Origin of the sequence: Myroides sp. A21 (assembly GCF_000807225.1) — a bacterium.
Taxonomy (GTDB): Bacteria; Bacteroidota; Bacteroidia; order Flavobacteriales; family Flavobacteriaceae; genus Flavobacterium; species Flavobacterium odoratimimum.
In genome coordinates, this window is the sequence record NZ_CP010327.1 from 1,155,537 (window position 1) to 1,175,600 (window position 20,064).

General features: G+C 37.5%; 17 protein-coding genes. 5 read left to right on the plus strand and 12 right to left on the minus strand.

Annotated elements, in window-relative coordinates; genetic code table 11:
* Nucleotides 1-5: 5 nt before the first annotated feature.
* Nucleotides 6-1,766, plus strand: coding sequence for a BatD family protein (locus MYRA21_RS05330; protein ID WP_006258007.1), 1,761 nt, complete (start codon nucleotides 6-8; stop codon nucleotides 1,764-1,766).
* 6 nt (nucleotides 1,767-1,772) lie between these two features.
* Entirely contained in the window at nucleotides 1,773-2,531 is a 759-nt protein-coding gene (locus tag MYRA21_RS05335; protein WP_006258006.1) for a tetratricopeptide repeat protein, read from the plus strand.
* Here the strand turns inward: MYRA21_RS05335 and MYRA21_RS05340 are convergent.
* Complete coding sequence (locus tag MYRA21_RS05340) at nucleotides 2,528-3,070, minus strand: CvpA family protein (RefSeq protein ID WP_006258005.1); 543 nt, start codon at nucleotides 3,068-3,070, stop codon at nucleotides 2,528-2,530. The genes MYRA21_RS05335 and MYRA21_RS05340 overlap by 4 nt on opposite strands.
* Nucleotides 3,071-3,165: 95 nt before the next feature.
* Between MYRA21_RS05340 and MYRA21_RS05345 the strand changes: the two genes are divergently transcribed.
* Complete coding sequence (locus tag MYRA21_RS05345; protein WP_006258004.1) at nucleotides 3,166-3,522, plus strand: hypothetical protein; 357 nt, start codon at nucleotides 3,166-3,168, stop codon at nucleotides 3,520-3,522.
* A gap of 86 nt (nucleotides 3,523-3,608) precedes the next feature.
* Nucleotides 3,609-4,625, plus strand: coding sequence for a phenylalanine--tRNA ligase subunit alpha (gene pheS / locus MYRA21_RS05350; RefSeq protein WP_036471075.1), 1,017 nt, complete (start codon nucleotides 3,609-3,611; stop codon nucleotides 4,623-4,625).
* Between the two features lie 136 nt (nucleotides 4,626-4,761).
* Here pheS and MYRA21_RS05355 read toward each other — a convergent pair whose 3' ends face one another.
* On the minus strand, nucleotides 4,762-7,248 hold the full coding sequence (locus tag MYRA21_RS05355) for a DUF5686 and carboxypeptidase regulatory-like domain-containing protein (protein WP_006258002.1): 2,487 nt from the start codon (nucleotides 7,246-7,248) through the stop codon (nucleotides 4,762-4,764).
* Nucleotides 7,249-7,545: 297 nt separating this feature from the next.
* Here MYRA21_RS05355 and MYRA21_RS05360 point away from each other — a divergent pair, with 297 nt between their 5' ends.
* Nucleotides 7,546-8,598, plus strand: a complete 1,053-nt coding sequence (locus MYRA21_RS05360; RefSeq protein WP_006258001.1) for a ferredoxin--NADP reductase — start codon at nucleotides 7,546-7,548, stop codon at nucleotides 8,596-8,598.
* A gap of 925 nt (nucleotides 8,599-9,523) precedes the next feature.
* On the opposite strand, the gene argH is transcribed toward MYRA21_RS05360, so the two are convergent.
* The 10 genes from argH to MYRA21_RS05415 all read right to left on the minus strand — a co-directional run bounded on the left by argH (nucleotide 9,524) and on the right by MYRA21_RS05415 (nucleotide 20,053).
* Entirely contained in the window at nucleotides 9,524-10,855 is a 1,332-nt protein-coding gene (gene argH / locus MYRA21_RS05370) for an argininosuccinate lyase (protein WP_006257999.1), read from the minus strand.
* A 3-nt stretch (nucleotides 10,856-10,858) separates the two neighbouring features.
* Nucleotides 10,859-11,917: a M20 family metallo-hydrolase gene (locus MYRA21_RS05375; protein ID WP_039328690.1), complete on the minus strand. Its 1,059-nt coding sequence runs from the start codon at nucleotides 11,915-11,917 to the stop codon at nucleotides 10,859-10,861.
* 43 nt (nucleotides 11,918-11,960) lie between these two features.
* Nucleotides 11,961-12,740: an acetylglutamate kinase gene (argB, locus tag MYRA21_RS05380; RefSeq protein ID WP_006257997.1), complete on the minus strand. Its 780-nt coding sequence runs from the start codon at nucleotides 12,738-12,740 to the stop codon at nucleotides 11,961-11,963.
* A 3-nt stretch (nucleotides 12,741-12,743) separates the two neighbouring features.
* Nucleotides 12,744-13,742 carry an acetylornithine carbamoyltransferase gene (locus tag MYRA21_RS05385; protein WP_006257996.1) on the minus strand — a complete coding sequence of 333 codons (999 nt, stop codon included), beginning with the start codon at nucleotides 13,740-13,742 and terminating at the stop codon, nucleotides 12,744-12,746.
* 13 nt (nucleotides 13,743-13,755) lie between these two features.
* Nucleotides 13,756-14,895, minus strand: coding sequence for an aspartate aminotransferase family protein (locus MYRA21_RS05390; RefSeq protein WP_006257995.1), 1,140 nt, complete (start codon nucleotides 14,893-14,895; stop codon nucleotides 13,756-13,758).
* A gap of 12 nt (nucleotides 14,896-14,907) precedes the next feature.
* Nucleotides 14,908-15,879: an N-acetyl-gamma-glutamyl-phosphate reductase gene (gene argC, locus MYRA21_RS05395; protein ID WP_006257994.1), complete on the minus strand. Its 972-nt coding sequence runs from the start codon at nucleotides 15,877-15,879 to the stop codon at nucleotides 14,908-14,910.
* A 4-nt stretch (nucleotides 15,880-15,883) separates the two neighbouring features.
* Nucleotides 15,884-17,080, minus strand: a complete 1,197-nt coding sequence (gene argG, locus MYRA21_RS05400) for an argininosuccinate synthase (RefSeq protein WP_006257993.1) — start codon at nucleotides 17,078-17,080, stop codon at nucleotides 15,884-15,886.
* Nucleotides 17,081-17,098: 18 nt separating this feature from the next.
* Nucleotides 17,099-17,779: an N-acetyltransferase gene (locus tag MYRA21_RS05405; protein WP_006257992.1), complete on the minus strand. Its 681-nt coding sequence runs from the start codon at nucleotides 17,777-17,779 to the stop codon at nucleotides 17,099-17,101.
* Between the two features lie 685 nt (nucleotides 17,780-18,464).
* Entirely contained in the window at nucleotides 18,465-18,977 is a 513-nt protein-coding gene (locus tag MYRA21_RS05410; protein WP_006257991.1) for an adenine phosphoribosyltransferase, read from the minus strand.
* Nucleotides 18,978-19,006: 29 nt separating this feature from the next.
* Nucleotides 19,007-20,053: a glycosyltransferase family 9 protein gene (locus MYRA21_RS05415; RefSeq protein WP_006257990.1), complete on the minus strand. Its 1,047-nt coding sequence runs from the start codon at nucleotides 20,051-20,053 to the stop codon at nucleotides 19,007-19,009.
* Between the last annotated feature and the right edge of the window lie 11 nt (nucleotides 20,054-20,064).

The window sequence follows — 20,064 nt, forward strand, 5'->3', positions numbered from 1 at the left end:
ATACAATGAAAATACTGCGTTACTACATATTATTATTCGCTCTGATTTGCACTCAAGCAATCTTAGCTCAAATCAGCTTTGAAGCAACAGTAAGTAGAGATAACATACCGCTTAACGACAATGTTCGCGTTGACTTTGCTATGAACCAAGATGGAGATAACTTCTCTCCACCTCGTTTTGACAATTTCACTGTAGTTGGAGGGCCTAACCAATCTGTTAGCTACGCTTGGACAAATGGTAAAAAGTCTTTTAATAAAACCTATTCTTACTTCTTACAACCGAAGAAGAAAGGAACTTTATCTATAGGTTCAGCATCTATAGAAATAGAAGGACAGGTCTATAAAACCAAACCGATTACCATTACAGTATCTGACGCTGTAGCAAAGCAAGATCCTAGACAGCAATATAATCAAGTACAGCAGAAAGCTCTAGATGAAATACATCTAGTCGCTGAGGTGACGAATCAGAATCCTTATATAAACGAACCTGTAACGATAACGTATAAACTGTACTTCAATACCAATATCGCAGGATATACAGGAAGAAAAATACCTACTTATGAGAAGTTCTGGGTGCACAATGTAGACATCCCTAGACGACCTGAAGTGAAGCTAGGTAAGTATAAAGGGACAGATTATAACTACATTGTATTAAAGCAAGATGTATTAATGGCTCAAGAAGCAGGCAATCTTAGTATAGATCCTCTTGAGTTAATGATACAAGCAGAAGTTCCTACAGGTAGACGTGACTTCTTCGGATATCCAGAGTTTGGGTATATGGAGAAAGAATACAGTACAGGTAGAGTAACAATCAAGGCAAAAGACCTTCCTGAAGCAGGTAAGCCTGACAATTTCTCTGGAGGTGTTGGGACATTTACATTTAAAGTAACACCAACTAAGACAAGCCTTAAATCAGGTGAACAACTAAACCTAAAAGTTGAAGTTGCAGGTAAGGGTAACTTGGATTTATTGACCATTCCCACCCCTACTGCGCACTCTGCTCTAGAGATGTATGACCCTACTAGTTCAGATAAGATTACTTCTGGGGTACATGGTATGCAAGGTAGCAGAGTGAACGATTACATCATTATCCCTCAGTATAAAGGGGATTATATGATTGACCCTATGGAGTTCTCATATTTTGACTTAAGTACTAAGAAGTATAAGACTATTCACATTGACAGCTTAGCGATTAATGTACTAGAAGGGCCTACCCTACCAACTAATACAGAAGCAAAAGACACAGACGTAGTAGATAAGAGCGAATTATTCCAACCGAATAAAGCTACACCTACAGTAGTAGAAGCTTCTACTAGCACATATTGGGACACTACGTTATTCTACGTCCTTACAGTACTGCCATTCGCTGCTATACCGCTATTCTTACTTGTAGTGATACAGCGTCGTAGATATGCATCAGACACAGATGGTATCCGATTGAGAAACAACAATAGACTAGCTAGAAAATACTTAGGGGAAGCGAAGAAAAACATCAATAACAAAGAATTATTCTATGAAGCACTAGAGCGCTGTCTACACAACTTCCTAAAAGCGAAGCTAGACATGGTGACTAGTGAGATGAGCAATGAAAACATTACAGAGATTCTAACAGATAGAAATATTACTGAAGACGCTATTAAGAACTTTATGGATATAAAGAACGCTTGTGAATGGGCGCGTTACGCTCCGACTGATCAGGTTAATATCAATAAGGACTATGACAATGCGATTACAGTAATCTCTGAACTAGAAAAACAATTCAAATAGACCAACATGAAACACATCATCACTCTTTTTATATTTGTTTTGAGCTTTCATACATGGGCACAAACGGATTCTTGGAAACAACAATTTGACAAGGGGAATGCCTTGTATCAAAAAGAAAAATATAGTGAAGCAATCACAGCCTTTAAAGCCATAGAGAAACAAGAAGCTTCTTCACCAGAAGTATTCTTTAATCTAGCGAATGCTTATTATAAAACACGCGATTACGTCAATGCTGTTTATTACTATGAGAAGGCCTTAAAGCTTAATCCTAGTGACACTGCTATAGAGACTAATCTAAACTATGCACGCAAAGAACTTATAGACGATATTACGATAGTGAAGCAGTATGATAACGAAGACATACTTCACCAGTCATTAGGGAAGCTATCCGTTGACCAATGGGCTACACTAGCCACAGTGATGTCCTTTGTAGTACTATTGTGTTTTGTGGTATATTATCTGAATCACAGCAGTACTATTAAGCGTATTAGCTTTGTATTGATGCTTGTTTCTATCCTAGTGATAGGAGGTAGTGTCTACGCAGCTACATTTGAGCAGAAGTATGCTTCTAAGACTACAGCTGCTATCTTATTTACTGAAAAAGTAAACCTTAAAGAAGAAGCGAAGAACACCTCTCGTACACTAAAAGAACTACACGAGGGTACTAAGGTGTATATCTTAGAGAAAAAAGCATTGTGGATCAGAGTGAAACTAGATGATCAGCAAGAAGGATGGATAGAAGAGAATACGATTAAGTATATCTAGATCGTTTCGGGTTCTTTTATATCCTGTATCATATCGATACTCTTAGAGAATAAAGATTTAACTAAATCGTATAAACTAGGTAGTACAGACTCAGACAGAGATACATATATTTTATAACTAGTAGAGTTCATTAATGTTTCATGACTAACGAACTTAAATATCGCGTTAACCTCATCGAATATAGAGAGAAAGATACTTCCTACTAGGATCACAATCAAGATCTGAAATACAGCCCCAAAAAGTCTGTTGAACAGCCCTAAGAATACCGCTTGTACAAACTTAGTTGCTAACTGAGCGATGAAGCGTGCAGCTAATACTGCCAACACAAAAGCCAAAACAAAAGCGAGTAAAGGAATAGAAGGTGACTCCCATCCTAGAGAATTCATCAGAAATTCTTTGATAATATTTGAGAATTTCAATGCTCCTATTATTCCGATAAATAGAGATAGAAAAGAAACTACTGAAATAAAAAAACCATCTCTAGCTCCTTTTATAATAGCAAAAATAACGGCGATAAGGCATATAATATCTAAAAACATAAATACTCAAATATATTCTGTGCGAAGATATTACAATTCTATTAATTACAATAGAGCAGAACTGTAGTATATTTGTCACCATTACAACTAACAATATGGCAAGAGACGAACAATTAAAAGCTAGATGGGACGCTGTCGTTCAGAAAGTATCTGACCGATTCGGAGACGGAGAGACACTAGACTTAGAAGCTATCATATATTTAATCGGAGTACAAGAACTAGGTAAAATCAAAAAGAGATATAAAAAAGATGACAAAGTGAACTTAATGCATATCGCTATCTGTCGTCTATTAGAACCTTATGGTTATTACGAGTTTGATCACTTCGACCAAGACGGATGGCCACACTATAATGTAAAAGAAAATCTACCTAGTCTTAAAGCAGGTGAACAATCGGTTTTAATGAAAGAAGCAATAGTCAATTACTTCTTAGAAAGTAAGTTTATTGACTAACATAAGAAACAATTATAAAAATTATAGCTGTTTATAATTTTATGTCTAATTGAAAAGCAGTAAATTTGCTTTTTACTTTACTTAAGATGATAGATAAAATAAAAGAATACATCGGTGAAGCGGAACACTTTAACACCGATAATAAAGAGACGCTTGAAACATTTAGAATTAAATTCTTATCTAAAAAAGGAATTTTAAACGACTTATTTGCACACTTTAAAACGGTGCCTAATGAGCAGAAAAAAGAGTTTGGTCAAGCTATCAATCTATTAAAAAGCACTGTCGAGAATAAAGTAAAATCTATTCAAGATGAACTAGAATCTAAAGATGTGCAAGGTCTTTATGGAGACTTAACACGTCCAGGTTACCCTCTAGAGATCGGGTCTAGACACCCTATTTCACTAGTGAAGAACCAAATCGTTGATATCTTTAATAACATTGGTTTTAATATCTCTGAAGGTCCTGAGATTGAAGATGATTGGCATAACTTCTCTGCGTTGAACTTCCCAGAGTATCACCCAGCTCGTGATATGCAAGATACATTCTTCGTTCAGACGAATCCAGAACAACTATTACGTACACATACTTCATCTGTACAGACTCGTTATATGGAGAAGAATACACCACCTCTGAGAACTATATCTCCAGGGCGTGTATTTAGAAACGAAGCTATATCATCTCGTTCACACTGTATATTCCACCAAGTAGAAGGTCTTTACATTGATAAAGATGTTTCTTTTGCTGACTTAAAACAGACTTTGTTATACTTCACTAAAGAGATGTTTGGTAAATCTAAGATTAGATTACGTCCATCATACTTCCCATTTACAGAGCCTAGTGCTGAGGTAGATATCTATTGGGGATTAAAGACTGAGACAGACTACCGTATTACTAAAGGTACAGGGTGGTTAGAGATCATGGGATGTGGTATGGTTGACCCTAACGTTCTTAAGAACTGTAATATCGACCCTACTGAGTACAGTGGTTTTGCCTTTGGTATGGGGATAGAGCGTATCGCTATGCTATTATACCAAATCGGAGATATCCGTATGTTCTTTGAGAACGATGTACGTTTCTTAGAACAATTTAAATCGAACTTCTAATAAGAAAACGATATATAGTAAAAACACCTCATCTGATCTTGATGAGGTGTTTTTTTATATCCTTATACATATAAGCCCTTATAATCACTACATGCATCATAAGGGCTATTTATTTCTAATAATACTTGATGATTAACTAAAAGCTCTTCTTCACTCCTATCATAATACCGTCTTTAGCAAACGCCCCACCTTGATATGAGCGTACATAGTCTATACGGAAGAAATTAATCTTACCAAATCCGAAGTTAGACAGACCTGCTGTAAACTCGTGATATGGCTTTATATCACTTACCATAGCATTGTGATACCCTAATACTACATTCCATCCTGTCTCTCTTAGCAAAGGAACCTTATTAATCAAGAATCCTTTAAAATCATACTCAAAATGACTCTCTACATAAGACTTATTCGTGCTCAGAGCATAATATGGCAATAGGTTAAACGAGGTCAATCTATCATTCGTGATGTTTAGATGAGTCTCGTTACCTGTGAAGTGTTTTCTATCCACATAAGAGATATTATCAGCACCAAAATATTTACCCATCAATACATTATACTCAAATCTCCCTTTATTGCTCACCGTTAGTCCTTGGCTAAACCTAGCTTCTAGCTTATCATACTCTAATCCTTTCTCACTACCACTGAATCCCTTTTCATAGTTCACCTCTATCAGAGGATAGTTAGGATTGCGCATATAGATACGCTTAGTAGGATAGCTTACATAGTTCATCCCTAAGGATAGCGTAGTACCTACTCTAAACTTGTATAGATGATGATTCGTGATCGGACTACTGTTCATATCTAGAGGAGCTAGCGGATCATTAGAGGTATAAGCTCTACTACCCTTATAGAATGAGCCATTCGCATTATTATACAGCAGGCTTCTATCCTCATACCCTATCGCACTGTGTACCTTTAGAGCTTCATTGAAGAACTGACCGTAATACCCCACATACACATCATTGTGATTGTAGTACTTCGCATAGTTCTTTCTCATTAATAGGGAGAATGCAGTATTTAGTAGTTCAGGTATATTCTCCTTATTATACTGTTCTATCTTACTTCCTCCTTCTATATATACTGCTGACTTAGATGCTCCCTTAAACTGGCGCAATAGCTTTCCATACACTCTCAGCCTATCAGAGGCAAACCCGTAACCAAAACTAGCTTTACCATACGTATACCCTATCTTATCCTTATCGTAGATAGAACCATACACATCCGTCTTCATATTGAACCCCTGCACAGTATTAAATCCAGGTTTATCCATCCCTATTAACCCAGTGTAGCCGATGCTATACTTATTATCTTCTCCTCTATAGTTATACCCACCGAACACATCACCTACTTTAAATCTATTGTGCTTCTTGCGAATACTATCTTTATATGCAGGAGACTCCTTAATTAGTCTGATACTATCCTTCACTCGATAATCATTCAACTCCTCTTCAGACAAAGCAAATAATCTATTCTCTTTCCAGAAATCATCCCCTTTCTTATTCACATCCTTCGCAAAGGATAAAATCTCTTTATCAAAGCTCGCTCTAGTGAAATTAGGTGTGAAGTTATAGTTATTAAACACACTTAAGAACACGGCTTGTATCCGTACTCCTAATGCTCCAAACACTAAGTCAAGGTTCTGCGAGCGCTTCACCCAGCTCTTATTGTCCTCATTATAACTAAAGTTCTGACTCACATTGATCTCTTCTATCAATGGTTGCTGTACACTTACTCCCGTTACTTTTAAATCTATACCATAGATAGCCCCTATCCCATCTACTAAGTAGAGATCACCTGAGAACACAGGCTGAACTGATGACTTAGGCGTTACCTTGATTTTATTAATCAATACCCCTTGATCTCTGAAGGTAGCCTCTAGCGTGTACTTATAGTATGAGAACGCTACATCTGCTATCGGAGAGATTAGTTTAGTATCCATATCTCCGATCACGATATGATTATCATAGAAGTCATAGAAGGACTCATCCGCAGTATTAAAGCTATATCCACTATTGCTCCCACTTACCTTAGACGCGATGATATGCTCCTTTAATTTATTCGGTTTTTGGTACTTTAGACTAGACACCGTCTCTGACAGATACACTATCCCTCTACCTAGTGAATCCACACCAGATAATCCACTGCCATTCACCTGTACCTTCTTTTGAAAAAACTTAGACATCTTCAGCGTCTTCAGCATCCCTTTAGAGTAAAAATCTGCAGTGAAAGCAGACATTCCTTCTGTATTCTTCTGTTTGTTCTTTATCGCTAGACGGATCAGATCATCTGCAGGATTCTTACCAGCTGTGATCACGATATCTTCTAGTATGAAGTCTTCAGACTCCAGTACCACATTTACCTCTTGGGCAGTACCAGTATAGGTAATATTCTTTCGCAGCGTCTTATAGCCTAAGAATTGATATACGACTGTGTACTCCCCCTTCTGAGGTAAGCTTAATTCATATAATCCTTGTTCATTACTTATTGTATTCTGTTGGCTTTTTTCTAGATATACCGTAGTATAACTAATGGGCTTACCCTCTGTGTCTTTTATACTTCCCTTTAGTTGACCGAATACAGTCAAGCCAATCAGAAGCATAAAAAGTGTAACAAATTGTTTCATTGGTTAGGTTTTGTTTAATAGTAACTATTAGACATTGTATTTATTGCATTGTTACACCTTGACCATGATATTATACTAAATAACAGAACTCTTCATACAGTGATCATACCTCATCACATCGCTAACCTTCATATTCATTGACTTCATACCACTATATACTCACTCAGAATAAGACAATACCTAAGTAGAGAAAGTTCTAAAGCGTTAATTAACTGTAAAAGAATTAGTCATTATAACATTAAATACACCTTTAACTCATTCTCTTTTGTATTTTTGTCAGTTCAAACTAAACTACCTATGTCAAGATTCAACCTATTAACTGTAAAAGAAGTTCGCAGAGAGACTCCTAATGCAGTATCAATAGCATTTGATATTCCTGCCAACCTAAAAGAGGAATTTGCATTCACAGCAGGTCAATATCTTAATATTAAATACCAACACGAGGGGAAAGAGATTCGTAGAGCTTACTCTATCTGCTCTACTCCTACTAGTGGAGAAGTACGTGTAGCAGTAAAAAAAGTAGAACACGGTGTGTTCTCTACATTTGCTAATGACACACTGAAAGCTGGTGATCAGCTAGAAGTAGAAAGCCCAGAAGGAAGATTCACTTTTGAGCCAAATGATTCAGTAGCTAATAACTATGCAGCCTTTGCAGCAGGTAGCGGTATCACTCCTGTGATGTCTATACTAAAGACAGTATTAGAGCAAGAGCCTAACAGCAAGTTCGTACTAGTATACGGTAATAAAAATGCGGAAGAGGCTATCTTCCACGACGAATTATACAAACTACAAGAACAATACGCAGAGCGTCTATTCATCCACTTCGTTTACTCTCGTATTAGAGAGAACGATTCTATCTTCGGACGTATAGATAAAGCAGCAATCAACTTCGTAGTAAACAACAAACACAAAGATGTAGCGTTCGCTCGTTTCTTCTTATGTGGTCCAGAAGACATGATCGATACTGTAAGTGCTACTCTACAAGATAGAGGAGTTGCTAAAGACAAAATTGCTTTTGAGATCTTCACTCCTAACACAGATGGTGTAAACCCTGTACAGGCAGAAGGAGGTACTACTAAGGTGACTGCACTAGTAGATGACGAAGAAGCTAGCTTCGAGATGCCGAAGAGTGAAGTATTACTAAACGGTGTGCTTAAAGCCGGTATAGATGCTCCATACTCATGTCAGGGTGGTATCTGTAGCTCATGTATGTGTAAGATCGTTAAAGGATCTGCTGTGATGAAGAAGAACAGCATCCTTACAGATGATGAGATAGCAGACGGACTTATCCTATCATGTCAAGCTATCGTTACATCAGACGAAATCTATGTAGACTACGACGATATATAATAGATATACGATATAATCTAAGCTCTCCCACAGTGGAGAGCTTTTTTTTGCGATAATACTCCGAGGTGATAGTCTATTGCTCCCTATATGATAGGCTAGTGATAGGCTATTTTTGGTACTTTTAAGCCGACCAAATGCCCATCACATGCCGACCACATGCCGACCACCCCACAAAAAAAGGTAATAAAAGCACATTTAATACTTTAGAAATAATACTCAGATTGCAAATCCGGGTCGAAATATAAAACACATTAAAACATCACAATAAAAAAGAGCTGTACAAAGCATTATACTTCATACAGCCCTAAATCAATTATAGCTAATAACATTATATTAGCTATTCTAACATTTCACATATAGCTCTACTACCAAAAACTATCTTATTACAATAATTTTTTGTACCTGAAACCACTTCTTTTTAAAGGTAATTTCCATTTTACAGAATCATATAAAATATTAAAAATGCAGCCTATAACTATATATGTGTAAACATCTATAAGTTTTTTATCCTTATCAAAAGGGCTTCTTAAACTCTTCAATACTCTATAGTTACTTTCTATCATTTCATTATCCTCTTTGTTTAGTATCTTCATATTTAAAACACGTGAATGTAACTGAATTACTGTATAAAGAATATATACGTCGTGTTTAAAACATCTTGAACATGACAACATATCATGTAATAATTTCTCTTTTGTATTCATAATTTTATATTTAAAAGAAACAAACGTAAAAAGAAAACATACCATGAGATGTGACACGAAAAACGATAACTAAGTTGATATATAACTAATTATAAATTATAAAAAAAGAGCTGTACGAAGCATTATACTTCATACAGCCCTAAATCAATTATAGTTAACAGTGATAAATTAATAAATAGCAAGAGGCTCTCCCACCGCGTGGAAAAGCCTCTTTCAATCTATCACAACACTAAACTTACTAGTTTCTCATTTACTTGGTCAAAGTTGAATGACGTGTACACACGGTCAAACTCTCCTTTGATTGCTTCATTCATCAGGTTACCTACACTACCTTCATGTGTATGGTTTACCTCTTTTGACGGTTGATAAGTACCTGCCTCTATCGACAGCCCTATCTCTTTATATGCTTCTCTAAAAGGCATCCCCTTTAGTACATAATCATTCACTACCTCAACGCTAAACAAATAGTCGTATTTCGGATCGCTTAATATCTCTTTATTCACCTCTATATTGTCCAACATCAGTTTCAGAATATCTAAACACTCTTTCAATGACGTGAAAGCTGGGAACAAGTTCTCTTTTAACAACTGAAGATCTCTGTGGTACCCAGAAGGCAAATTAGTGGTCATTAAGGCTATTTCGTTAGGCAAAGCTTGTATCTTATTACATCTTGAACGAATAAGCTCTAGAACGTCTGGATTCTTCTTATGTGGCATAATGCTCGAACCTGTAGTCAAATGATCTGGGAATTTAATAAAGCCCATGTTCTGACTCATATACAAGCATCCGTCCATCGCGAACTTAGCTAAAGTAGCTGCAATAGCGCTTAACCCTTGTGCTAAAATACGCTCTGTCTTTCCCCTACCCATCTGTGCATAGACTACATTATAATTCATAGACTGAAAGCCTAATAAGTCTGTAGTCATCTGCCTGTTTAACGGAAATGATGAGCCATAACCTGCAGCCGATCCCAATGGGTTCTTATTCGTAACCTTCCACGCAGCTAGCATCATCTCTAAATCATCTACAAGGCTCTCTGCATACGCCCCAAACCACAAGCCAAATGACGAAGGCATTGCGATTTGTAAATGCGTATAACCAGGCAGTAAAACATCTTTATACTGATTACTCAATTGCTGTAGTGTATCAAATACCTCCTTCGTCTTAGTAACTATCTCCTCTATCTCATGGCGAAAATAAAGTTTAAGGTCTACTAATACTTGGTCGTTTCTAGAACGTCCTGAATGTATCTTCTTACCAGCCTCACCTATTCTCCTAGTCAATAATAACTCTACTTGAGAGTGTATATCTTCTACATCATCTTCTATCTCGAATTGACCAGCTAATATCTCTTGGTATATCTGTTTTAATTCTTTTTGGATAAGGACTAAGTCTTCTGACTCTAATAACCCTATACTTTCTAACATCTGTGTATGTGCTAGTGACCCCATAACGTCAAATGCCGCTAGGTTCATATCTAACACTCTATCTTGTCCTACTGTGAAGGTATCTACATTACTATCTACAGTAGTGTTTTTTTGCCATAATTTCATTTGCTACACGATTTGCGTTAACATCTCTATATACAAGGCTATTCCCTCTTCTATCTCCTTTACATAGACGAATTCGTCTGCTGTATGTGAGCGAGCAGAGTCGCCAGGTCCACACTTAAGCGATGGAATACTTAACAAAGCTTGGTCACTCGTAGTAGGTGAGCCATACGTCTCTCTACCTAGTGCTATACCCGCCTGTACGATAGGGTGATCTTTAGCTATAGACGAAGGCTTTAATCGAGTAGAACGCGCATTGACCTCACAGTCTACATGCTGTCTCACCATCTCTAATACTTCTTCGTTTGTATAAGCATCTGTCACACGTACATCTACAACAAAATCACAAGTAGAAGGCACCACATTATGCTGTGTACCAGCATTGATCATTGTCACACTCATCTTGATAGGTCCAAACTCTTCAGATACCTTAGGGAACTGATAGGTATTAAACCACTCTATATCTTTTATTGCTTTAAATATCGCATTGTCTCCTTCATTACGCGCTGCATGTCCTGAGCGCCCATGAGCTACACAGTTTAACACCATTAGTCCACGTTCTGCTACAGCTAAGTGCATTTGTGTAGGTTCTCCTACGATAGCGAATTCTAATTCTCCTAATTTAGGTATTACAAATTCTAAGCCATCATTCCCTGATATCTCTTCTTCTGCCGTAGCAGCGATACAGAAGTTATACTTCATTCCCTCTTTTTCATAGAAGTAAAGAAATGTAGCGATTAAAGAGACCAAGCACCCTCCAGCATCATTACTCCCCAATCCGAACAACTTGCCATCTATAATCTCAGGCTTAAAAGGGTCACGAGTATAGTCTTTATTTGGTCTCACAGTATCGTGGTGAGAGTTCAATAAGATCGTAGGCTTACTCGGATCATAGTGCTTATTAAACGCCCATACATTAAAAAGCTCTCGGTGAATAGCTACTCCATGAGACTCTAAAAAGTTAGCGATTAGATCAGAAGTCAAATGCTCTTCTTTACTAAAAGATGGAGATGCTATAAGGCTTTCTAATAAAGCTATTGCCTGTTGTGATAAGTTGTCTTTCATTGTGGTTTTATATAGTTATGGGTAGTTGTCTTGTTATCTTATATTAGAGTTGAATCGTAGTACCAGCTTTTATATCTAATAGATCCTCTGCTTTCTTGATACATACCTTATCTACTCCTTGGTTGACAGCCGCCAAAGCATTCTCTATCTTTGGCAACATACCATCAGCTATCACCCCTTGTTGTTTTAGTTGTGTAAAGTTCTCTTGATTAATGGTATTGATCACAGAGTTCTCATCGTTAATGTCTTGCAGTACCCCTTTGCGCTCAAAGCAATATACTAAGGCTACTTTATACTTAGTAGCGAGAGCAACGGCTATATTAGAGGCAATAGTATCTGCATTGGTATTTAGTAGTTGGCCTTCCTTATCAGCCGTAATCGCAGAGAATACAGGACTAATCCCTATCTCTAACAATTGTTGTAATCGAACCACATTCACATCGCTTGCCTCAAAGTCCCCTACATAGCCATAGTCTATCGGCTCAATAGGGCGTTTATGACTCTGTATCAGCTTAGCGTCTGCTCCTGAGATTCCCATCGCATCACAACCTCTTGCTTGAAGTTGTGCTGTGATTTGTTTGTTTATCAAACCTGCATACACCATTACAGCTATAGGCAACATCGCTTCGTCAGTGATACGACGCCCATTGACCATCTGAGTTTCTATCCCTAACTGCGCAGCCATACGCGTAGCTAATTTACCTCCACCATGTACTAAGACCTTAGGGCCTTCTATACGAGCATAGATGTCTAAAAAAGCGTTTAACGCAGACTCGTCATCGACGATATTACCTCCTATCTTAATAACTGTAAGGCTTTGCATAATTTATTGGTTTTTAAGCATTTCTTTTAATACAGCTTGTGCTGCCCATACTCTGTTCCCTGCTTCTTGTATCACGATAGCATGCTCGCTATCTAATACTTCTGACGAGATCACTAAATCACGTCTAACAGGTAGGCAGTGCATTACTTTGGCTTGGTTTGTTGCTTCTAATTTATCAAGAGTTAACATCCAAGACTTATCTGTACACGTTATCTGTCCGTAGTCTTCATAACTCGACCAGTTCTTTACATATACGAAGTCTGCATCTGCTAAAGCTTCATCCTGATTAGTAGTCACTGTAGCTCCTACTGTAAACTCCTCTTTCAGCGCATAACCCTCTGGATGAGTCACCACAAAGTCTACAAGACCTTCTGCCTGAGCTCTACACATCCACTCTGCGAAAGAGTTCGGTACTGCCTGCGGAAGTGCCTTAACGTGCGGTGCCCATGTCAATACTACTTTAGGTTTTTTGCCTTGAGGTACTAATTTATCTTGTGCAGCGTCATAATTATAATCGAAGTGCTCTACTATGGTGATCAAGTCTGTAAAGCTCTGTAGGGGATGTCTTGTCGCGCTCTCTAAGCTCACTACAGGTTTGCCACAGTACTTAGCGAACTTGCTAAACAATTCTTCGCTATAGTCTTCCTCAGCATCTTTTAACCCAGGGAATGAACGAAGTCCTAATATATCACAGTACTCTCCCATCACAGCTGCAGCTTCTCTAATATGCTCTGCTGTATTTCCGTCCATCACTACGCCGTCTTTAGTCTCTAAAGCCCAACCGTCTGATGTCATATTCATCACCATTACATTCATCCCTAAGTTAGCAGCAGCCTTCTGAGTACTCATCCTTGTACGCAAACTTGGATTTAAGAATACTAAACCTATTGTTTTGTGCTTGCCAAGAGTTTCTTCTGCAAAAGGGTTTGCCTTACACGCTAATGCGCTGTTTACTGCTTTAGATAGAGAAGGTATATCGTTAACGGAAAAAAATTGTTTCATTGTAATTGTCTTTTTAGAATTGTTGTAATCTGTTGTTGAATTTATCCAAGAATAAATCTGCATCAGCTTGAGTCAGATTTAATGCTGGTAACAACCGAATTACATTAGGGCTTGCATTACCCGTGAAGATGTGGTCTTTCACTAATAGTTCTTTACGAACCTCTTTTAACTCAGGAGCAAGGTCTATTCCAATCATCAGTCCTTTTCCTCTTACTTCCTGTATCTTGTCTAATTTCTTTAATTCATTGATTAAGTAATTTCCAACCTGTGCGGTATTTGCCATTAGGTTGTCTTGCTTCATTACTTCTAATACAGATAATGCTGCTGCACATGCTAAGTGATTTCCTCCAAAAGTAGTTCCTAACTGTCCATGCCAAGGCTTAAACTGCTCTCCTATCGCTATTGCTCCAATAGGGAATCCATTCCCCATTCCTTTCGCCATCGTATAGATATCAGCACTCACTCCACCGTCATTCACTGCGTAGAAAGCCCCTGTACGTCCATATCCACACTGTACTTCATCTGCGATAAATACTGCATCATATTGCGTAGTAAGACTTCTGATTTTCGCTAAGAAGCTATCTGTAGCTACCTTAATCCCACCTACACCTTGTATTCCTTCGATAATCACTGCTGTTACTTCATCACCGTAAGATGCGAAAGCTTGTTCAAGAGCTTGCTCATCGTTAAAAGGCAAGAACACAATGTTCTCTGTTTGATTGACTGGGGCAACTATCTTTGGGTTATCAGTAGCAGAAACAGCAAGAGAAGTTCTCCCATGAAAAGCTTTATCAAAAGCGATAACTTTCTTTTTACCATTATAAAAAGAAGCTAATTTTAAAGCATTTTCATTTGCTTCTGCTCCTGAATTACACAAAAACAATTGATAATTGTCCATCCCAGCTACTTCCCCTAATAAGGCAGCTAATTGCTGCTGAAGAGGGATTTCTATAGAATTAGAATAAAATCCGATTTTGTTTAATTGGTCCGTTAATCTCGCTACATAGTGCGGATGAGTATGTCCGATAGAGATCACAGCGTGCCCTCCATATAAGTCTAAATACTCTTGACCCGTGCTGTCATATACTCTACTCCCTAATCCTTTTACAATCTCGATAGGGTTAAGTGGGTATACATCATATAATTTCATCATAATTAATCGTTGTTAGAAAGCCGAAGCTTTTAGTTGTAAACCTGTTTTTTCGTCTAATCCGAATAGCAAGTTCATGTTTTGAACAGCTTGTCCGCTTGCTCCTTTCAGTAAGTTATCTATCGCACTAGTCACTAATACATCATTTTCATTCTTTACGATAGACACCAAGCATTTGTTCGTATTTACCACTTGCTTTAGGTCGATGCCCTTTTTACTTACGTGTGTAAATGGATGCGATGCATAATACGTATTGTACATGGTATAAAGCTCATCTTCTGTCAAAGTCGATTCAAACATCACACTTGCAAAAATCCCTCTAGCGAAGTCTCCTCTCTCTGGGATAAACTTAATGTTCTGTACATAGTCAGATTGTAGTTGTACAAGGCTTTCTCCTATCTCGCTAAGGTGTTGGTGAGTGAAGGCTTTATATACTGATATATTATTCGCTCTCCAACTAAAGTGAGATGTAGTAGATAAACTCTGTCCAGCTCCTGTAGACCCTGTCAAAGCATTGATATAAACAGACTCAGGCATCTTAGCTGCATGTGCTAAAGGCAACAAGGCTAACTGTAATGCTGTAGCAAAACAACCTGGATTAGCTATATAATTCGCTTTCTTTATCTTCTCTTTATTCAACTCTGGCAAGCCGTAAACGAACTCTCCTGCTGTATCTTTTAATCTAAAGTCTTGGCTGAGGTCTATAATCTTAATCTCCTTATCAATGTCATTCTCTGCTAAGAACACTTTAGAATCTCCATGCCCCATACACAAAAACAATACATCGATATCCTCCATCAACACATTCGTAAAATGTAAGTCTGTATCTCCGAATAGGTCACTGTGAATCTCATATACCGGCTTACCAGCGCTACTGTTAGAGTGTACAAAGGTGATCTCTACTGCGGGATGAGGTAAGAGAAGTCTCAACAACTCTCCTCCCGTATAGCCAGCACCTCCTACTATTCCTACTTTTATTGTCTGCATAATTCTATTGGTCTTGGTTATTAACTTTGTGCCAAATCATGACTTGGTTACCAAAGATCTTAGAGAACCCTTTTACATCTTCGCCTGTCCATGCATTGTTCATCTCTCCATAGCTACCAAACTTATTAGACATTAGGTCATGCGCTGACTCTATACCTATCACTACAAAACGGTGTGGGTGTAACTCTACGATTACCTTACCACTTACAGTCTGCTGTGTACTGCTCAAGAATGCTTCCATATCTCTCATTACTGGATCGTGGAACTGTCCTTCGTGTAAGTAGTTACCATAGAATGATGCTAACTGTTCTTTCCAGCTCAGTTGCCACTTCGTCAACGTATGTTTCTCTAAAGTGTGGTGTGCTTTTACCAAGATGATAGGTCCTGCTGCTTCAAAACCAACTCTCCCTTTAATCCCGATAATCGTGTCTCCTACGTGGATATCTCTACCGATACCGAATGGTTGAGCTAAGTCTTGTAACTGTTGGATAACCTCAGTAGGTTTTAGTTTCTTACCATTTAAAGCTACTGGCTCACCCTTCTCAAAAGTAATCTCCACTGTCTCAGGAGTTGCTTTAGTCACTGGTGTAGGCCATGCCTCTTCTGGTAAATATAGATTAGAGGTTAGGGTTTCTTTTCCACCTACTGAAGTTCCCCATAAACCTTTATTAATTGAATATTTTGCTTTCTCTGCATTGATTTCGACACCGTGTTTTTGTAAGAACTCGATCTCTTCTTCTCTGCTTAATTTTAGATCTCTAATTGGCGTAATAATCTGTACACTAGGCACCAATATATTAAAGATCATATCAAAACGCACTTGGTCATTCCCTGCCCCTGTACTACCGTGAGCTACCGCTTCGGCACCAATCTTCTTAGCGTAGTTAGCAATAGCTGTAGCCTGACACACACGCTCAGCACTTACTGATAATGGGTAAGTAGCATTCTTCAATACGTTACCAAATATCAAGTACTTCACACTGTCATTATAGTAGTCTTCTGTCTCATCGATAGTCGTGTGAGAAGCAACTCCTAAAGCATACGCTTTCTCTTCGATAGCCTTCACTTCTACTGCATCAAATCCACCTGTGTTTACCACTACAGAGTGTACTTCATACCCTAATTCTTCTTTTAAATAAATTACACAGAAGCTAGTGTCTAATCCTCCGCTAAATGCTAATACAACTTTCTTATTATTCATGATTGATGTGTTTTAAAATTAAAATAGATGTGTTTTTTTGACTGTTTTCTTCAATTGCATTTGCAATCGTTTCAGCAATGAGTACTTTTTCTGCATATTTTTAAGTCTCTCTTTTGCTTTGGTCTTTTGGTCTATTTTATTCCGAAGCTCTTTTTCTTTATCTTCTGGGTTCCAAAGCATGGCTGTACAAAGACAGTTCTTCTTCTCTTTACTCTGTAAGATTTGGAAGTTTACACAACTCTCACACCCTTTCCAGAACATCTCATCCTGAGTAAGTTCTGAGTAAGGCACAGGTTCATAGCCTAAATCTGAGTTGATCTTCATAACAGCAAACCCTGTAGTTAGACCGAATATTTTAGCCTTTGGATATTTCTTTCTAGATAATTCAAAAACACATTTTTTAATAGCTTTTGCCAGTCCCTCTTTTCTAAAAACAGGGTTCACAATCAGTCCAGAATTGGCTACATAATCACCGTGACTCCAAGTCTCTATGTAACAAAAACCAGCCCAAGTACCATCAACATGTAGGGCGATAACAGCCTTACCTTCAACCATTTTATTGGCAACGTACTCTGGTTTTCTTCTAGCAATACCAGTCCCTCTAGCAAGAGCTGACTGAGCCATTTCTTCACAAATTTGTTCCGCATATCCTACGTGTGTTTCATTCGCAGGAATTACGATAAACTGATTTGAATTCATTTCAAAACAAGTGATTAAGAATCAAACGAGCCAAGATATTGATACCGAATAGGTACAATAATCCTCAGACTGTCTGAAAAGCATTAAAAATCAATGATATATGTACAGATATAATGCCAAAAAAGGCATTATACTAAAAAAAGGCTAAAAAAGATTAAGCCCGGGCGCGAGATGACCGCGATGTAGACAATGAGAAAACCGCAACAGTTGCTAAGGCAATGTTGTTAGAGATAAAAGTAATATTTAAATCGGTTCTCTTCATAAGTTTTATAACTGCTTAAATAAGCATGAACAAAGTTTTCTAATTAAAATTGGATTATGCAAGGTTTTTATTAAAAAAATAAAACATCACTCAATACCTTATATACTAAGAGTTTGACAGTATTTGATTCAAAATATTTTTAGTTCATTTTACCTAATAGTTCATTTTGAACGTCATTTCTGCACTCTCCCTTTATTTAAAATAGGATATAAACCACCATTAAAAAGGGTATTTTATTCTCTAAATAAACGCTATAAAAATATCGTTTTTACCTCTAATATTCCACTCAATTAGCCTATAATAACGGTGATAAAATGGAATAAAAAAGAGGAATTATTCTCCAATAACACAATAAAAAAAGCCCTATTCAATGTCTCTTATAATAAGACACTGAATAGGGCTATAAGTATGTTTTTTATCGTATTAGTAGCTAATTAAGCTCTTCACGTCATAATTAGATAACTTATCTCTTCCGTGTAAGAATGATAGTTCCATTAAGAAGTTTACTTGTACTATCTCTCCTCCTAAACGCTCTACAAGCTTACATACAGCCTCTGCTGTACCTCCAGTAGCTAATACATCATCATGGATTAATACCTTCTCTCCTGGCTTAATCGAATCAGTATGTATCTCTAGGATATCTGTTCCGTACTCTAATCCATACGCTTCAGATATCGTGTCAAAAGGAAGTTTACCTGGTTTACGCACAGGAATAAATCCTGCTCCAAGCTTCTCTGCTAACAAAGTAGCAAAAAAGTAACCTCTACTCTCCATCCCTACTACTCTATCAATCTTCTTATCACCTACTAATGCTAATAACTGATTAGTAGCTTCTACCATAGCTGCATGGTCATTTAATAATGGAGTGATATCTTTAAAACCAATACCTTCCTTCGGAAAATCTTGAATATCTCTAATATAATCTGCTATGTTCATAGTCAATATTTTATACTGTAAAAATACAATTATTTATCTGATTTTATTACTTCTATAACCTTGTCACACACTACTTGTGGATCTATTGTATGCATCGCATTCTCATATCCTTCTACAATCTTATTTCCATACACAGACGTAGGTAATAATGGATACTGTGATCTATCTGCAGTGATACAATAGTCTGCTGGTTGATTAAACGGTGCAAACCCCGCATAAGGGTGTGTCGCTCCCCACAGAGTCACAACTTTCTTGCCAAGCATAGCCGCTATATGTGCATTTCCTGAATCCATAGATAGCATCACATCTAAATGCTGTATAAGATTAATCTCTATATCAAACTTCACCTTACCTGCCATCACGATTACATTATAGTTATCGCGCTTTAGCTGGTTCAATAAAGCTATTTCTTTCTCTCCTCCTCCAAATAAGAATATAATAGACTTCTCACGTTCTGCTAAAGAGTCTACCACTTGTTGCATCAAGTTAAGAGGATACACTTTCGTATCATACTGTGCGAAAGGAGCAATCCCAATCCATATGGTATCTTTCTCCTTTACATATTGTAATAACTCTGGGGCTAACTCTGGTACAGCAGGGAACTGAGGATTAGTTAAATCCACTTTAAAGCCAAGCTTAGCTAATGTATTCTGATGATTAGAAAACATCGTAGGCAACTGTTTAAAGACTTTGTTCTCTGCTCGAGTAAGTTCTTTCTTTCCTTCTCTTCCTTTATCTAATGCAGCTACTTTAGTACCACTTAAACTAAATAAGCTTCTGATAATCTGTGCTCGTAGTACATTGTGAAAATCAGCAAAATAATCAACCTTAAGCTTCTTTAAGTCACTAAATAATCTGATCAAACCCAAGAATCCTTTGTGTCGTTTCTTTACGTCAACTGCAAAGAAATCAACCCTGTCTATATCTTTAAAAAAAGGTTTGAAAAAAGGACGAGATACTACAGTCACCCGTACATCTGGATGCTGTGCTACTAAAGCACGCACTACAGGCACTGTCATAGCGACATCCCCCATAGCAGACAATCTAAATACCAATATATGTTTCAACTGTGCCACAACTAGTTAAA